Below are 13,771 nucleotides of genomic sequence, written 5' to 3'. Positions count from 1 at the left end.
CCTAACTCTTACATGAGTGATATTAACTAAAACGCCATGAGCGACGACCATTCACAAAGCAATGACAGCCCCAGTCCCAAGAAGGGGTTCTTTACTCTCATCCTTAACCAGCTGTTCCACGGCGAACCGAAAAACCGTGGCGATCTGGTAGAGCTGATCCGTGATTCCGAGCAAAACGACCTGATCGATCCCGACACCCGAGACATGCTGGAAGGCGTGATGGATATCGCCGAGCAGCGTGTGCGCGACATCATGATCCCGCGTTCCCAGATGGTCACGCTCAAGCGTAACCAGACGCTGGAAGAGTGCCTGGACGTGATTATCGAATCCGCCCACTCGCGCTTCCCGGTGATCAGCGAAGATAAAGATCACATCGAAGGCATTCTGATGGCCAAGGATCTGCTGCCGTTCATGCGTGCAGAGTCTGAGCCGTTCAGCATAGATAAGGTGCTGCGCGCCGCGGTGGTGGTGCCCGAAAGCAAGCGTGTTGATCGGATGCTGAAGGAGTTCCGCTCCCAGCGCTATCACATGGCGATTGTCATTGACGAATTCGGCGGCGTTTCCGGCCTGGTCACCATCGAAGACATTCTTGAACTGATTGTCGGCGAAATCGAAGACGAATATGACGACGAGGAAGATCTGGATATCCGCCAGCTTAGCCGCCATATGTATACCGTGCGGGCATTGGCGCCGATTGAAGACTTCAACGAAGCCTTTAATACGCACTTCAGCGACGACGAGGTCGACACCATCGGCGGCCTGGTGATGCAGGCCTTCGGGCACCTGCCGGCGCGCGGGGAAACCATTGAAATCGAAGGTTACCTGTTTAAGGTTGCGATGGCCGACAGTCGACGTATCATCCAGGTTCATGTAAAAATTCCGGACGATTCTCCGCAACCGAAACTGGAAGACTAAATCAAACATGGCTAAAGCCTCTTTCCTTGAACGCCAGCGGGTTCGTGCCCTGCTGGCGCTGTTGTCTGGTGCCGGCGGCGCGCTGGCGTTTTCTCCTTACGATATTTGGCCTGCGGCCATTGTTTCCCTGTTCGGCCTGCTGGCCGTTACCCTCAACCGCACCACCAGACAATCCGCCCTGCTCGGCTTCTGCTGGGGGTTCGGCCTGTTTGGCGCCGGCGTCAACTGGGTTTACGTCAGCATTGCCGACTTCGGCGGCATGCCGTTTGCCGTCAATATTTTCCTGGTCGCCCTGCTGGCCGCCTACCTGGCGTTGTATACCGGGCTGTTCGCCGGCTTGCTGTCGCGCCTGTGGCCAACCACCAGTTGGTACCGCCTGGCGATTGCCGCGCCGGTGCTGTGGCAAGTGACCGAGTTTCTGCGCGGCTGGGTGCTGACCGGTTTCCCCTGGTTGCAGTTCGGCTACAGTCAACTCAACGGCCCGCTGAAAGGCGTCGCACCGCTGCTGGGGGTTGATGCCATCACCTTCATCCTGATGGCGATCGCCGGATTGCTGGTGTATGCCATCAATCAACGCCGCGTTGCCGCAGCGGCCGTCGCCGTCGCGTTGCTGCTGTTGCCCTGGCCGCTGCGTCAGTTGCAGTGGTTCACCCCGCAACCGGAGAAAGCGGTGAATGTCGCCATGGTGCAAGGCAACATCGCCCAATCGATGAAGTGGGATCCGAAAGCGCTGGTCAGCACGCTGCAAACCTATCTGGATGAAACCCGCCCTTACATGGGCAAGGCGCCGATCATCATCTGGCCGGAATCCGCCATCCCGGATTACGAAGCCAGCCAGAACGGTTTCCTGACCATGATGGACGACTTGATGCGCGCCAAAAACAGCAGCCTGATCACCGGGATTGTCGACGTGCGCGCCACCCCGCAGGGCCAGCAAATCTATAACAGCGCCATTGTATTGGGTGAACAGACGCCGTACGTCTACCCGGCCAAAGACCGTTATAACAAGCATCATCTGGTGCCGTTCGGTGAGTTTGTGCCGCTGGAGACGCTGCTGCGGCCACTGGCGCCGTTCTTCGATCTGCCGATGTCGTCCTTCAGCCGCGGCGATTACGTCCAACCACAACTGAGCGTGAAGGGCTATAACCTGACGGCAGCGATCTGTTATGAGATTGTTCTCGGCCAACAGGTGCGCGATAACTTCCGCCCGGACACCAATTTCCTGCTGACCATCTCCAATGACGCCTGGTTCGGCCATTCCATCGGCCCGTGGCAGCACTTCCAGATGGCGCGCATGCGTGCGCTGGAACTGGGGCGCCCACTGTTGCGCAGCACCAACAATGGCGTAACCGCCGCCGTTGACGCCAACGGCGAGGTGATTGCCGAGATCCCGCAGTTCACCCGCAGCGTGCTCGAGGTGAAAGTCACCCCGACCACCGGCATTACGCCATACGCCCGTTTTGGCGCCACACCGCTGTGGATCATCACCCTGCTGCTTGGCGGCATGGCGTTGATGCTCGGCCTGCGTCGCAGGTAATCTCAACCGGTGCGCAGTTCACTGAACTGCGCACCGCGTCCCTGTCCCCGTCAAATACCCGTTAAATAAACCTTTCTGGCACACTCCTTGCTTTAATCACTCTGTGATTTAAGACCGATTTACTTTTACTGACGTTTTGTCGCACTTATGCACAACTTGAGAGCATCACTGGCACCGGAAGGGTGCATCAGGGTTTTGTTGCATTAATTTGGTGCGCGTGGCGTCTCAAAAAATGAAACATTTTAGTTTCATTGCGTTCACAATCGGCTATTTTCTAACGGTTATCTGTGCCAAGACTATCTTTATATCTTGAGTAAGAGATCCCCCGTTTTAAACCTGACACTCTTGAGTCAGAACCACGACAACAGCAAAGGAGCTGGACCATGCAAATGCGTAAATTGGCGTTATCGTTACTGCTGATCGGTATGGCGGGTAACGTAGCCCATGCGGAAGAACTGACCGGTACGCTGAAGAAAATCAAAGACAACGGCGTGATCGTTGTCGGCCACCGCGAATCGTCAGTGCCGTTCTCCTACTACGACAACCAGCAGAAAGTTGTGGGCTACTCCCAGGACTACTCCAACCAAATCGTTGATGCTGTTAAGAAAAAACTGAACATGCCCGATCTGCAGGTAAAAATGCTGCCGATCACCTCGCAGAACCGTATCCCACTGCTGCAGAACGGCACCTTCGATTTTGAATGCGGTTCAACCACCAACAACGTTGAGCGTCAAAAACAGGCGGCCTTCTCCGACACCATCTTCGTGGTCGGTACCCGCTTGCTGGTGAAAAAAGGCTCTGACGTCAAAGACTTCAAAGACCTGGCCGGCAAACCGGTAGTGGTCACCTCCGGCACAACGTCAGAAGTGCTGCTGAACAAACTCAACGACAGCGGCAAGATGAACATGCGCATCATCAGCGCCAAAGACCACGGTGACTCGTTCCGTACCCTGGAAAGCGGCCGCGCCGTAGCCTTTATGATGGATGACGCGCTGCTGGCGGGCGAACGAGCCAAAGCGAAGAAGCCGGATCAATGGGAAATTCTCGGCACGCCGCAGTCGAAAGAAGCTTACGGCTGTATGCTGCGTAAAGACGACGCCGAGTTCAAAAAACTGGTCGATGACACCATCGCTCAGGCCCAAACCTCCGGTGAAGCGGCAAAATGGTTTGATAAATGGTTCAACCAGCCAATTCCACCAAAGAACCTCAACATGAACTTCGCCCTGTCAGACGACATGAAGCAACTGTTCAAAGAGCCTAACGATAAAGCACTGAACTAATAGAAAGAGAGCTGGTGCGGCCGCCAGGCCAAACCAGCCCTGTTGATGGCTGGGACAGACAGGAATGAGGGGGGCCGTTCCCCTCCCTCATTTTCCCCCGAACTCACAACCGATATCCGCGCACATAAGCCAGCCTGACTGGCCGCGATGCAATCGGCGCTGAATAGTCATCAATCTTTAGGCGCTCTGCGCCCGCTTAACGGAGTTTGTTATGTCAATAGATTGGAACTGGGGTATCTTCCTGCAGCAGGCCCCGTTTGGGAATACCACCTACCTCGGCTGGATTTGGTCCGGCTTCCAGGTCACGGTAGCCCTCTCCGTCTGTGCATGGATTATCGCTTTCTTTGTCGGTTCGCTGTTCGGTATTTTACGTACCGTGCCAAACCGTTTTCTTTCCGCTCTCGGCACCTGCTACGTCGAACTGTTCCGTAACGTGCCGCTGATTGTGCAATTCTTTACCTGGTATCTGGTGGTGCCGGAGCTGCTGCCTGCCAATCTGGGCATGTGGTTCAAAACCGAACTCGATCCCAACGTCCAGTTCTTTATCTCCTCCATGCTGTGCCTCGGGCTGTTTACCGCCGCCCGCGTGTGCGAGCAGGTACGCGCCGCGATTCAGTCCCTGCCGCGTGGCCAACGCGCCGCCGGGCTGGCCATGGGCCTGACGCTGCCGCAAACCTATCGCTATGTGCTGTTACCGAACGCCTACCGGGTGATTGTGCCGCCGATGACCTCGGAAATGCTCAACCTGGTCAAAAACTCCGCCATCGCTTCAACCATTGGCCTGGTGGATATGGCGGCTCAGGCCGGTAAGCTGCTGGATTACTCCGCGCATGCCTATGAATCCTTTACCGCCATTACGCTGGCCTATATCGGCATCAACGCCGTGATCATGCTGTTTATGCGTCTGGTAGAGAAGAAAGTGCAGTTGCCTGGCAATATGGGGAGTAAATAATGTACGAATTTGACTGGGCATCCATTGTCCCAAGCTTCCCTTACCTGCTGCAAGGGTTGGTCATCACGCTGAAGATCACCGTGACCGCCATCGTTTTTGGCATCCTCTGGGGCACCATTCTGGCGGTCATGCGTCTGTCGCCAATCAAGCCTATCAGCTGGTTTGCCACACTCTACGTCAACCTGTTCCGTTCCGTGCCGCTGGTGATGGTGCTGCTGTGGTTCTACCTGGTGGTTCCAAGCTTATTACAACAAGTTCTGGGGCTATCGCCGAAAACCGATATTCGCCTGATCTCGGCTATGGTAGCCTTTTCCCTGTTTGAAGCGGCCTATTACTCGGAAATTATCCGTGCCGGCATTATCAGTATTTCCCGCGGCCAATCTTCCGCCGCGCTGGCGCTGGGCATGACCCACTGGCAGTCGATGAAACTGGTGATCCTGCCGCAGGCGTTCCGCGCCATGGTTCCGCTGCTGCTGACTCAGGGCATCGTACTGTTCCAGGATACTTCGCTGGTCTACGTGCTGAGCCTGGCCGACTTCTTCCGTACCGCCTCAACCATCGGCGAGCGCGACGGCACACAGGTTGAAATGATCCTGTTCGCCGGTTTTGTCTATTTTGTTATCAGTCTCGCCGCCTCGGCGCTGGTAAGCTATTTGAAGAAAAGGACTGTTTGATGATATCCCTGAAAAATGTTTCTAAGTGGTACGGTCACTTTCAGGTTCTGACCGATTGCACCACCGAAGTGAAAAAAGGCGAGGTGGTGGTAGTCTGCGGTCCTTCAGGCTCGGGCAAATCCACCCTGATCAAAACCGTCAACGGTCTGGAGCCGATTCAGCAAGGCGATATCCTGGTGAATGGCACGGCCGTCAACAACAAGAACACCAACCTGGCGCAGTTGCGTTCCAAAGTGGGCATGGTATTCCAGCACTTTGAGCTGTTCCCGCATCTGTCGATCATCGACAATCTGACGCTGGCGCAGGTAAAAGTCCTCAAGCGCGACAAGGACGCCTCACGCGAGAAGGGCCTTAAGCTGCTGGAGCGCGTGGGGCTTTCCGCCCATGCCAACAAGTTCCCTGGGCAACTTTCCGGCGGCCAGCAGCAGCGTGTGGCTATCGCCCGGGCGCTGTGCATGGACCCGATCGCCATGCTGTTCGATGAACCGACCTCCGCGCTTGATCCGGAAATGATCAACGAAGTGCTGGACGTCATGGTCGAGCTGGCGCAAGAAGGCATGACCATGATGGTGGTGACCCACGAAATGGGCTTTGCCCGTAAGGTGGCCCACCGGGTGATCTTTATGGACGAAGGCAAAATTGTCGAAGACCGCAACAAAGACGACTTCTTCAACAACCCGGAATCTGAACGCGCAAAAGACTTTCTGGCCAAGATCCTGCATTGATTCATTGACACTATGCGCCCCGTCCGGGGCGCATTCTCCGCCCCTATCCCGGCACTAAAAGCGCTTGTTTCCCCCCTGTTTTGATCCGATGCTCGCTGGATAACAACAAAGGAGATAAACATGCCCCGCCCTATCATTATCGATTGCGACCCCGGCCTGGACGACGCCATTGCCCTTGCCATGGCGCTGCGCTCGCCGGAACTGGACATCAAGGCCATCACCACTTCCGCCGGCAACCAGACGCCGGAGAAAACCCTGCATAACGCGCTCGGTCTACTGACGCTGATGAAACGCGAAGATATTCCCGTCGCTGCCGGTGCCGCGGCACCGCTGATGCGCCCGCTGGTGATTGCCGATCATGTCCACGGAAAAACCGGTATGGGCAATACCCATCTGCCAACGCCAACGATAAAACCGGTCACGCAAACCGCCGTGGAACTGATCGCCGCCCTGCTGCGCACCAGCCCGCAACCGATCACTCTGGTGGTCACCGGCCCGATGACCAATATCGCCCTGTTACTGGTCCAGCATGCCGAGCTGAAAGGCAACATCGAGCGCATCGTATTTATGGGCGGCGGAATGAATGCCGGCAACGCCACGCCGGTGGCGGAATTCAATATCTTTGTCGATCCCGAAGCCGCAGAAATCGTGCTGAAGTCCGGCGTGCCGCTGACCATGGCCGGGTTGAACGTCACCCATCAGGCGCTGGTGCTGCCGCAGGATATCGAACGTATCCGCCAGGTTAACAATCCGGTGGCGCAAGCGGTTGCAGAGATGCTCGATTTCTATCTGCCGCTGTACCTCAGCCACCCACGCGGGTTGCCGGGCGCCGCGATGCACGATCCCTGCACCATCGCCTGGCTGCTGGCACCGCAGCTGTTTACCGGCATCGAACGCTGGGTCGGCGTGGAAACCCAAGGGGAATATACCCTCGGCATGACGGTAGTGGATAACTTCCAGCAGAGCGGTAAACCGGCCAACGTTGAAGTGCTGACCGGTATTGATCGCGAAGGATTTATCGAACTGCTGATTGAACGCGTGGCGCGTTACTGATTGGCCGGGGCGTTCACTGCGCCCCGGCACATTCAATTTTTTTGATTTAACCCAGCGAATTTTTACGCTATCACTGGCTGCGGCTTGCCTCTAAGATGCCTTATACACCGCATCACTAACACCTTAGAGCAAGTCTGGAGATAGCCCAATGAGTCGTATACTGGTCCTGAAATCAAGTATTCTGGGCGATTATTCCCAGTCTGGAAAATTAGTCGATTTTTTTGTTGAACAGTGGCGTGAAGCACATCCGAATGACACATTTACCGTTCGCGATCTGGCCAACCCAACCCTGCCCGAGCTGGATGGTGAAGTGGTTGGCGGTTTTAACGCCGGTGATAAACCCTTGACGCAGCACCAAAAAGAGACACTGGCGCTTTCCGATGAATTGATTGCTGAATTGAAATCGCACGACACTGTCATCATCGGTGCCCCAATGTACAATTTCAATATTCCTACCCAGCTGAAAATTTATTTCGACCTGGTGGCTCGCGCCGGCCAAACCTTCCGTTACACCTCTGAAGGCGCGGAAGGCCTGGTGACCGGGAAAAAAGCGATAGTGATCTCCAGCCGCGGCGGTATCCACGCCGATACGCCAACCGATCTGATCACCCCTTACCTGAAGCTGTTCCTCGGGTTTATCGGCATCACCGACGTAGAATTCGTGCTGGCGGAAGGTTTTGCCTATGGGCCGGAAGTCGCTGAAAAAGCCGCGCAAGACAGCCGCATTGCCGTGACGCAAAAGGTGCCGGCCAGGGCGCAATTGGCCCCGGCAACCCAGCCTGCGGCGTTACAAGCCCCGGCGAGCGGCGGCTTTCTGAGTAATCTGATGAAAAAGCTCTTCGGCTGATCGTCTCCCCTCATTCTGATTTGCCAAGCAAGAAGGATGAGGGGGCAACACTCAAGGTTCGAAGGGCCGACGCTGGAACTGGTCATGGCCGCACTTAGGGCACAGCGGCAGCACTTCCGGCGTGTAAAACGCCAAATGATGGTGGCACTGCTCGCACACCAGATTGCCCAACCCTACCACCTCACCGCTGTGGTAGACGCCGTGATGGCTGACGTCTTTAAACACTTCCCGCCATTCCAACTGGGTTTTGTCCGTAATATCCGCCAGCTCTTGCCACAGGCTCTCCTTGATTACCCGCATAAAGACGCTGTCGGTAAACTCGCCCTTGCTTTCCTGATAACTGCGGGCGAACTCTTCCAGGTCGCGTCGTACCGCCTGGATCACCTGCTCCACTTCGCCGCGCGTCAATTCACCCGCTTCGTTCAGCCGTTTTTCGGCACCGGCGACCAATTCGTCAATATCACGCTCTCCATTTTTCAGGCGTTCGGTCAGAGATGCCACCAATTCGCGGTAATACTGAGCAACCTTGTTCATATTCTCTCCTCGATGAACTTACGTGACAGGGCTTATCGCCTAAAACTATCTCTTATCATTTTAGTCGTAAATTGCTGATGTCACTTGGCAAGGCACGGGCTCCTCAAGATGTGAGTCATATCATGGCGGGGATTTTTTAAATGCGCCGAGTCGGGCGCTTGGTGTTGTTGCCGGGAGGTCTTATCAGCTATGCTATGCGGATCTATAAGTACTCAACAGAATGCTACGGATGTAGCTGTTTTACACCTACAGGACCACCAGCCGCCATGCAAGAGCAATACCGTCCAGAAGACATAGAATCGAACGTACAGCTTCACTGGCAAGAGAAGCAAACTTTCAAGGTTACCGAAGACGCAAGCAAGGAAAAGTACTACTGCCTATCCATGCTGCCCTACCCATCAGGCCGTCTGCACATGGGACACGTTCGTAACTACACTATCGGCGACGTGATCTCGCGCTATCAGCGCATGCTGGGCAAAAACGTGCTGCAGCCGATCGGCTGGGATGCGTTCGGCCTGCCGGCGGAAGGCGCTGCGGTTAAAAACAACACCGCACCGGCTCCGTGGACCTACGACAACATCGAATACATGAAGAACCAGTTGAAACTGCTGGGCTTCGGCTATGACTGGGATCGCGAGATCGCCACCTGCGATCCGGATTACTACCGTTGGGAACAGTGGTTCTTCACCAAGCTGTACGAAAAAGGCCTGGTCTACAAGAAAACCTCCGCCGTCAACTGGTGCCCGCACGATCTGACCGTGCTGGCCAACGAACAGGTTATCGACGGCTGCTGCTGGCGCTGCGACACCAAGGTCGAGCGTAAAGAGATCCCGCAGTGGTTCATCAAAATTACCGACTACGCCGATCAGTTGCTCAACGATCTGGATACGCTGGAAAGCTGGCCAGAACAGGTGAAAACCATGCAGCGCAACTGGATTGGCCGCTCCGAAGGGGTGGACATCACCTTTGAGGTGGCGGGCAGCGACGAGAAGCTGACCGTTTACACCACCCGTCCGGATACCTTCATGGGCGCCACCTATGTAGCCGTCGCGGCGGGCCACCCGCTGGCGCAACAGGGTGCGGTGAATAACTCGGCGCTGGCTGAATTTATCGAAGAGTGCCGCAATACCAAGGTGGCCGAAGCCGACATGGCGACGATGGAGAAGAAAGGCATGCCGACCGGCCTGTTCGCCATTCATCCGCTGTCCGGCGAGAAGGTGCCGGTTTGGGTTGCCAACTTCGTCTTGATGGAATACGGCACCGGTGCAGTGATGGCGGTTCCGGCTCACGATCAGCGCGACTGGGAGTTCGCCACCAAATATGGCCTGCCGATCAAACCGGTGGTGCTGGCGCTCGACGGCAGCCAGCCGGACGTACACGCCGAAGCGATGACCGAAAAAGGCACGCTGTTCAACTCCGGCGAGTTCGATGGCCTGGATCACGAAGCCGGTTTCAACGCCATTGCCGACAAACTGGTCGCCATGGGCGTGGGCCAACGCAAGGTCAACTACCGTCTGCGCGACTGGGGCGTGTCCCGTCAACGTTACTGGGGCGCACCGATCCCGATGGTGACGCTGGAAGACGGCACCGTAATGCCAACCCCGGAAGACCAACTGCCGGTGATCCTGCCGGAAGACGTGGTGATGGACGGCATTACCAGCCCGATCAAGGCCGATCCCGAGTGGGCGAAAACCACCGTTAACGGCCAACCGGCGCTGCGTGAAACCGACACCTTTGACACCTTTATGGAGTCCTCCTGGTACTACGCGCGCTACACCTGCCCGCAGTACGACCAGGGCATGTTGGATCCGGCTGCCGCCAACTACTGGCTGCCGGTCGATCAGTATGTCGGCGGTATCGAACACGCCATCATGCACCTGATGTATTTCCGCTTCTTCCACAAACTGCTGCGTGACGCAGGCCTGGTGGATTCGGACGAGCCGGCAAAACGCCTGCTGTGTCAGGGTATGGTGCTGGCGGATGCCTTCTATTACACCGGTAACAGCGGCGAGCGCGTCTGGGTTTCCCCGGTCGACGCCACCGTTGAACGCGACGACAAAGGCCGCATTGTTAAAGCCACCGATCCACAAGGCCGCGAACTGGTCTATGCTGGCATGAGCAAAATGTCGAAGTCGAAGAACAACGGCATCGATCCGCAGGTGATGGTCGAGAAATACGGCGCGGATACCGTGCGTCTGTTCATGATGTTCGCCTCGCCGGCAGAAATGACGCTGGAATGGCAGGAATCCGGTGTGGAAGGGGCAAACCGCTTCCTGAAACGCGTTTGGAAACTGGCCTACGAACACCTTGAGAAAGGCGCTGTCCAGCCGCTGAACGTCGCGGCACTGAACGAAGATCAGAAAGCGCTGCGCCGTGATCTGCACAAAACCATCGCCAAAGTGACCGATGATATTGGCCGTCGTCAGACCTTCAACACCGCCATTGCGGCCGTGATGGAGCTGATGAACAAACTGACCCGCGCACCGCAGGACAGCGAGCAGGATCGCGCTCTGCTGCAAGAAGCGTTGCTGTCCGTCGTTCGTATGCTGTATCCGTTTACCCCGCACGTTTGCTTCTCGCTGTGGCAGGCGTTGGGCGGCGAAGGCGATGTGGATACCGCAGCCTGGCCACAGGCTGACGAGCAGGCGATGGTCGAAGACTCCAAGCTGGTCGTGGTACAGGTAAACGGCAAAGTTCGCGCTAAAATCACTGTGGCAGCAGATGCAACCGAAGAGCAGGTACGTGCGCGTGCCGCCGAGGAACATCTGGTCGCCAAATATCTGGACGGGGTTACGGTTCGTAAAGTGATCTATGTTCCGGGCAAATTGCTTAACCTGGTTGTGGGTTAACACAAGGAGGAGTTGTGCGACATCGTATTCTGACGCTGTTGCTGGGGTTGGCGGTGCTGGTCACCGCCGGCTGCGGTTTTCACCTGCGTGGCACCACGCAGGTCCCCTCGGAAATGAAAACGCTGATACTGGACAGTGGGGATCCTTACGGTCCGCTGGCCCGCGCAGTGCGTGAGCAATTGCGTCTGAACGACGTGACTATCGTCAAAGATCCGAAACGTAAGGATATTCCTTCCCTGCGTCTCGTCGGTTCCAGCGAAAGCCAGGACACCGCCTCGATCTTCCGGGACGGCAAAACCGCTGAGTATCAGATGGTGCTGACCGTTCAAGCGCAGGTCCTGATCCCGGGTCATGATCTGTATCCGCTGAACGTGAAAGTCTTCCGTTCGTTCTTCGACAACCCGCTGACCGCGCTGGCAAAAGACTCCGAACAGGACATTATTCGCCAGGAAATGCGTGAGCAGGCCGCCCAGCAACTGGTCCGCAAACTGTTGACGGTGCATGCGGCGGAAGAACAAACCCAGCAAAAAGCTGCCGCCGCCGGTGAAAAAGCGGAAAGTCTCTCAGCGCAATGATCCGTATTTATCCTGAACAACTTGCCGCGCAGCTCCGAGAGGGGCTGCGCGCTTGTTATTTATTGAGTGGCAATGAGCCGTTATTGCTGCAGGAAAGCCAGGATCTGATCCGGCAAGCCGCGCAACAACAGCAGTTCACCGAGCACTACAGCATTTCTCTCGACGCCCATACCGACTGGGACGCCATTTTCAGCATCTGCCAGGCCATGAGCCTGTTCGCCAGCCGCCAGACCCTGCTGCTTATCTTCCCGGATAACGGCCCGACGGCCCCGCTCGGCGAGCAACTGATCAAGCTGGCGGCGCTGCTGCATGACGACATTTTGCTGATGCTGCGCGGCCCTCGCCTGACCAAAGCGCAGGAAAACAGCGCCTGGTTCAAAGCGCTTAGCCCAAATGGCGCTTACGTCAGTTGCCAGACGCCGGAACAAGCGCAGTTACCCCGCTGGGTGGCACAGCGCGCCAAAACCATGAAGCTCGAGCTGGACGATGCGGCCAACCAGTTGCTGTGCTATTGCTACGAAGGCAACCTGCTGGCGCTGTCGCAGGCGCTGGAAAGGCTGTCACTGTTGCATCCGGACGGTAAGCTCACGCTGCCACGCGTTGAACTGGCGGTGAACGACGCCGCTCACTTTACGCCGTTTCATTGGCTGGACGCCCTGCTGGCGGGCAAAAGCAAACGCGCCTGGCACATTCTGCAGCAAATGCAGCAGGAAGATGTCGAACCGGTGATCCTGTTGCGCACCCTGCAACGCGAGCTGCTGCAACTGCTCAACCTGCAACGCCGCATGGCATCCGTGCCGCTGCGCACGCTGTTCGATCAATACAAGGTCTGGCAAAACCGCCGTAACCTGGTGACTCAGGCCCTGCAGCGGCTGTCCGGCGCTCAATTGCAGCAGGCGGTCCATCTGCTGACGCAAATTGAGATCACCCTGAAGCAGGATTACGGTCAGTCGGTATGGCCGGAACTGGAAACCCTGTCTATGCTGCTGTGCGGCAAACCTTTGGCCACGAGTTTTTCAGATGCCCACTAATCCGCAAAGCGCGACAATCCTGCATGCCCTGTTCGGCGGCACCTTTGATCCTATCCATTACGGCCATTTGCGGCCGGTGGAAGCGCTGGCCGCAGAAGTCGGCCTGAACCAGGTCACGCTGCTGCCAAACCACGTCCCCCCGCACCGCCCGCAGCCAGAGGCCAATGCCCAACAGCGGCTGAAGATGGTTGAGCTGGCGATCGCCAATAACCCGCTGTTCGCCGTTGACGATCGTGAACTGCACCGCACCACGCCGTCCTATACCATTGAGACGCTGGAAACCCTTCGTAAAGAACGTGGCCCCGCGTTGCCATTGGCCTTTATTATTGGCCAGGATTCTCTGCTGACGCTGCACAAGTGGCACCGCTGGCAAGCATTGCTGGATGTCTGTCATCTGTTGGTGCTGGCCCGCCCTGGCTACAATGACCAAATGGATACGCCGGAACTGCAACAGTGGCTGGAGCGTCATCGGGTCACCGACGCCGCGCTGCTCAGCCAACGGCCGCAGGGACATATTTACCTGGCCGACACGCCGCTGTTGGAAATTTCCGCCACGGAAATCCGCCAGCGCCGCCATCAGGGCCTCAGTTGTGACGACCTGTTGCCGCGTTCGGTGCAGCGCTATATCGAGTTACAGGGTTTATATCGCTAGCCGGAGTCGCGTGATATACTGCGCCGCTATTTTTCAGGTATTCGCTGAAAACCCCGGAAACCTTAGCTGCCGGGCAATTATCAGCTGGCTTTCAGCGGCATCCTGCCGACATTATCATTGATTCAGGCCGCATGCGGGCATTTGCCT

General features: G+C 56.7%; 13 protein-coding genes. 12 read left to right on the top strand and 1 reads right to left on the bottom strand.

The annotated features are described in order from the left end of the window. Positions 1-36 precede the first annotated feature (36 nt). From corC to ACTJJ1_RS15345, 8 genes are all read left to right on the top strand, one after another. A complete protein-coding gene (gene corC, locus ACTJJ1_RS15380; protein ID WP_004949631.1) occupies positions 37-915 on the top strand; it encodes a CNNM family magnesium/cobalt transport protein CorC in 879 nt (292 codons plus the stop codon). Between the two features lie 7 nt (positions 916-922). Further along, a complete protein-coding gene (gene lnt / locus ACTJJ1_RS15375) occupies positions 923-2,452 on the top strand; it encodes an apolipoprotein N-acyltransferase (protein WP_006324079.1) in 1,530 nt (509 codons plus the stop codon). A 383-nt stretch (positions 2,453-2,835) separates the two neighbouring features. Next, positions 2,836-3,732, top strand: a complete 897-nt coding sequence (locus ACTJJ1_RS15370; protein ID WP_006324078.1) for an amino acid ABC transporter substrate-binding protein — start codon at positions 2,836-2,838, stop codon at positions 3,730-3,732. A gap of 211 nt (positions 3,733-3,943) precedes the next feature. Further along, positions 3,944-4,684 (top strand): amino acid ABC transporter permease, encoded by a 741-nt coding sequence (locus ACTJJ1_RS15365; RefSeq protein WP_004949619.1) that lies wholly within the window; start codon positions 3,944-3,946, stop codon positions 4,682-4,684. Continuing rightward, the gene (gene gltK, locus ACTJJ1_RS15360) at positions 4,684-5,358 is read left to right on the top strand and encodes a glutamate/aspartate ABC transporter permease GltK (protein WP_004949616.1); all 675 of its coding nucleotides are present in this window, start codon (positions 4,684-4,686) and stop codon (positions 5,356-5,358) included. Before ACTJJ1_RS15365 ends, gltK begins: the two co-directional genes overlap by 1 nt. Further along, positions 5,358-6,083, top strand: coding sequence for an amino acid ABC transporter ATP-binding protein (locus tag ACTJJ1_RS15355; RefSeq protein WP_004949614.1), 726 nt, complete (start codon positions 5,358-5,360; stop codon positions 6,081-6,083). Before gltK ends, ACTJJ1_RS15355 begins: the two co-directional genes overlap by 1 nt. A 120-nt stretch (positions 6,084-6,203) precedes the next feature. After that, positions 6,204-7,136, top strand: coding sequence for a pyrimidine-specific ribonucleoside hydrolase RihA (rihA, locus tag ACTJJ1_RS15350; protein WP_004949612.1), 933 nt, complete (start codon positions 6,204-6,206; stop codon positions 7,134-7,136). Between the two features lie 148 nt (positions 7,137-7,284). Further along, the gene (locus ACTJJ1_RS15345) at positions 7,285-7,983 is read left to right on the top strand and encodes an FMN-dependent NADH-azoreductase (RefSeq protein WP_004949610.1); all 699 of its coding nucleotides are present in this window, start codon (positions 7,285-7,287) and stop codon (positions 7,981-7,983) included. A gap of 51 nt (positions 7,984-8,034) precedes the next feature. On the opposite strand, the gene ACTJJ1_RS15340 is transcribed toward ACTJJ1_RS15345, so the two are convergent. After that, positions 8,035-8,517, bottom strand: a complete 483-nt coding sequence (locus ACTJJ1_RS15340) for a zinc ribbon-containing protein (protein WP_004949608.1) — start codon at positions 8,515-8,517, stop codon at positions 8,035-8,037. A 266-nt stretch (positions 8,518-8,783) separates the two neighbouring features. Between ACTJJ1_RS15340 and leuS the strand changes: the two genes are divergently transcribed. Genes leuS through nadD form a run of 4 tightly spaced genes read left to right on the top strand, consistent with a single transcriptional unit; the run spans position 8,784 to position 13,624 of the window. Beyond that, positions 8,784-11,366 carry a leucine--tRNA ligase gene (gene leuS, locus ACTJJ1_RS15335; RefSeq protein WP_440834342.1) on the top strand — a complete coding sequence of 861 codons (2,583 nt, stop codon included), beginning with the start codon at positions 8,784-8,786 and terminating at the stop codon, positions 11,364-11,366. 14 nt (positions 11,367-11,380) lie between these two features. Further along, positions 11,381-11,941 carry an LPS assembly lipoprotein LptE gene (lptE, locus tag ACTJJ1_RS15330; RefSeq protein WP_004949605.1) on the top strand — a complete coding sequence of 187 codons (561 nt, stop codon included), beginning with the start codon at positions 11,381-11,383 and terminating at the stop codon, positions 11,939-11,941. Then, positions 11,938-12,972 carry a DNA polymerase III subunit delta gene (gene holA, locus ACTJJ1_RS15325; RefSeq protein WP_004949603.1) on the top strand — a complete coding sequence of 345 codons (1,035 nt, stop codon included), beginning with the start codon at positions 11,938-11,940 and terminating at the stop codon, positions 12,970-12,972. The genes lptE and holA overlap by 4 nt, the downstream gene beginning before the upstream one ends. Next, positions 12,962-13,624: a nicotinate-nucleotide adenylyltransferase gene (nadD, locus tag ACTJJ1_RS15320; RefSeq protein WP_004949600.1), complete on the top strand. Its 663-nt coding sequence runs from the start codon at positions 12,962-12,964 to the stop codon at positions 13,622-13,624. The genes holA and nadD overlap by 11 nt, the downstream gene beginning before the upstream one ends. The last annotated feature ends 147 nt before the right edge of the window (positions 13,625-13,771 follow it).

The organism is Serratia sp. 22264 (assembly GCF_052045345.1).
Lineage (GTDB): Bacteria > Pseudomonadota > Gammaproteobacteria > Enterobacterales > Enterobacteriaceae > Serratia > Serratia plymuthica.
This window is presented reverse-complemented; position numbering and strand designations above follow the sequence as displayed.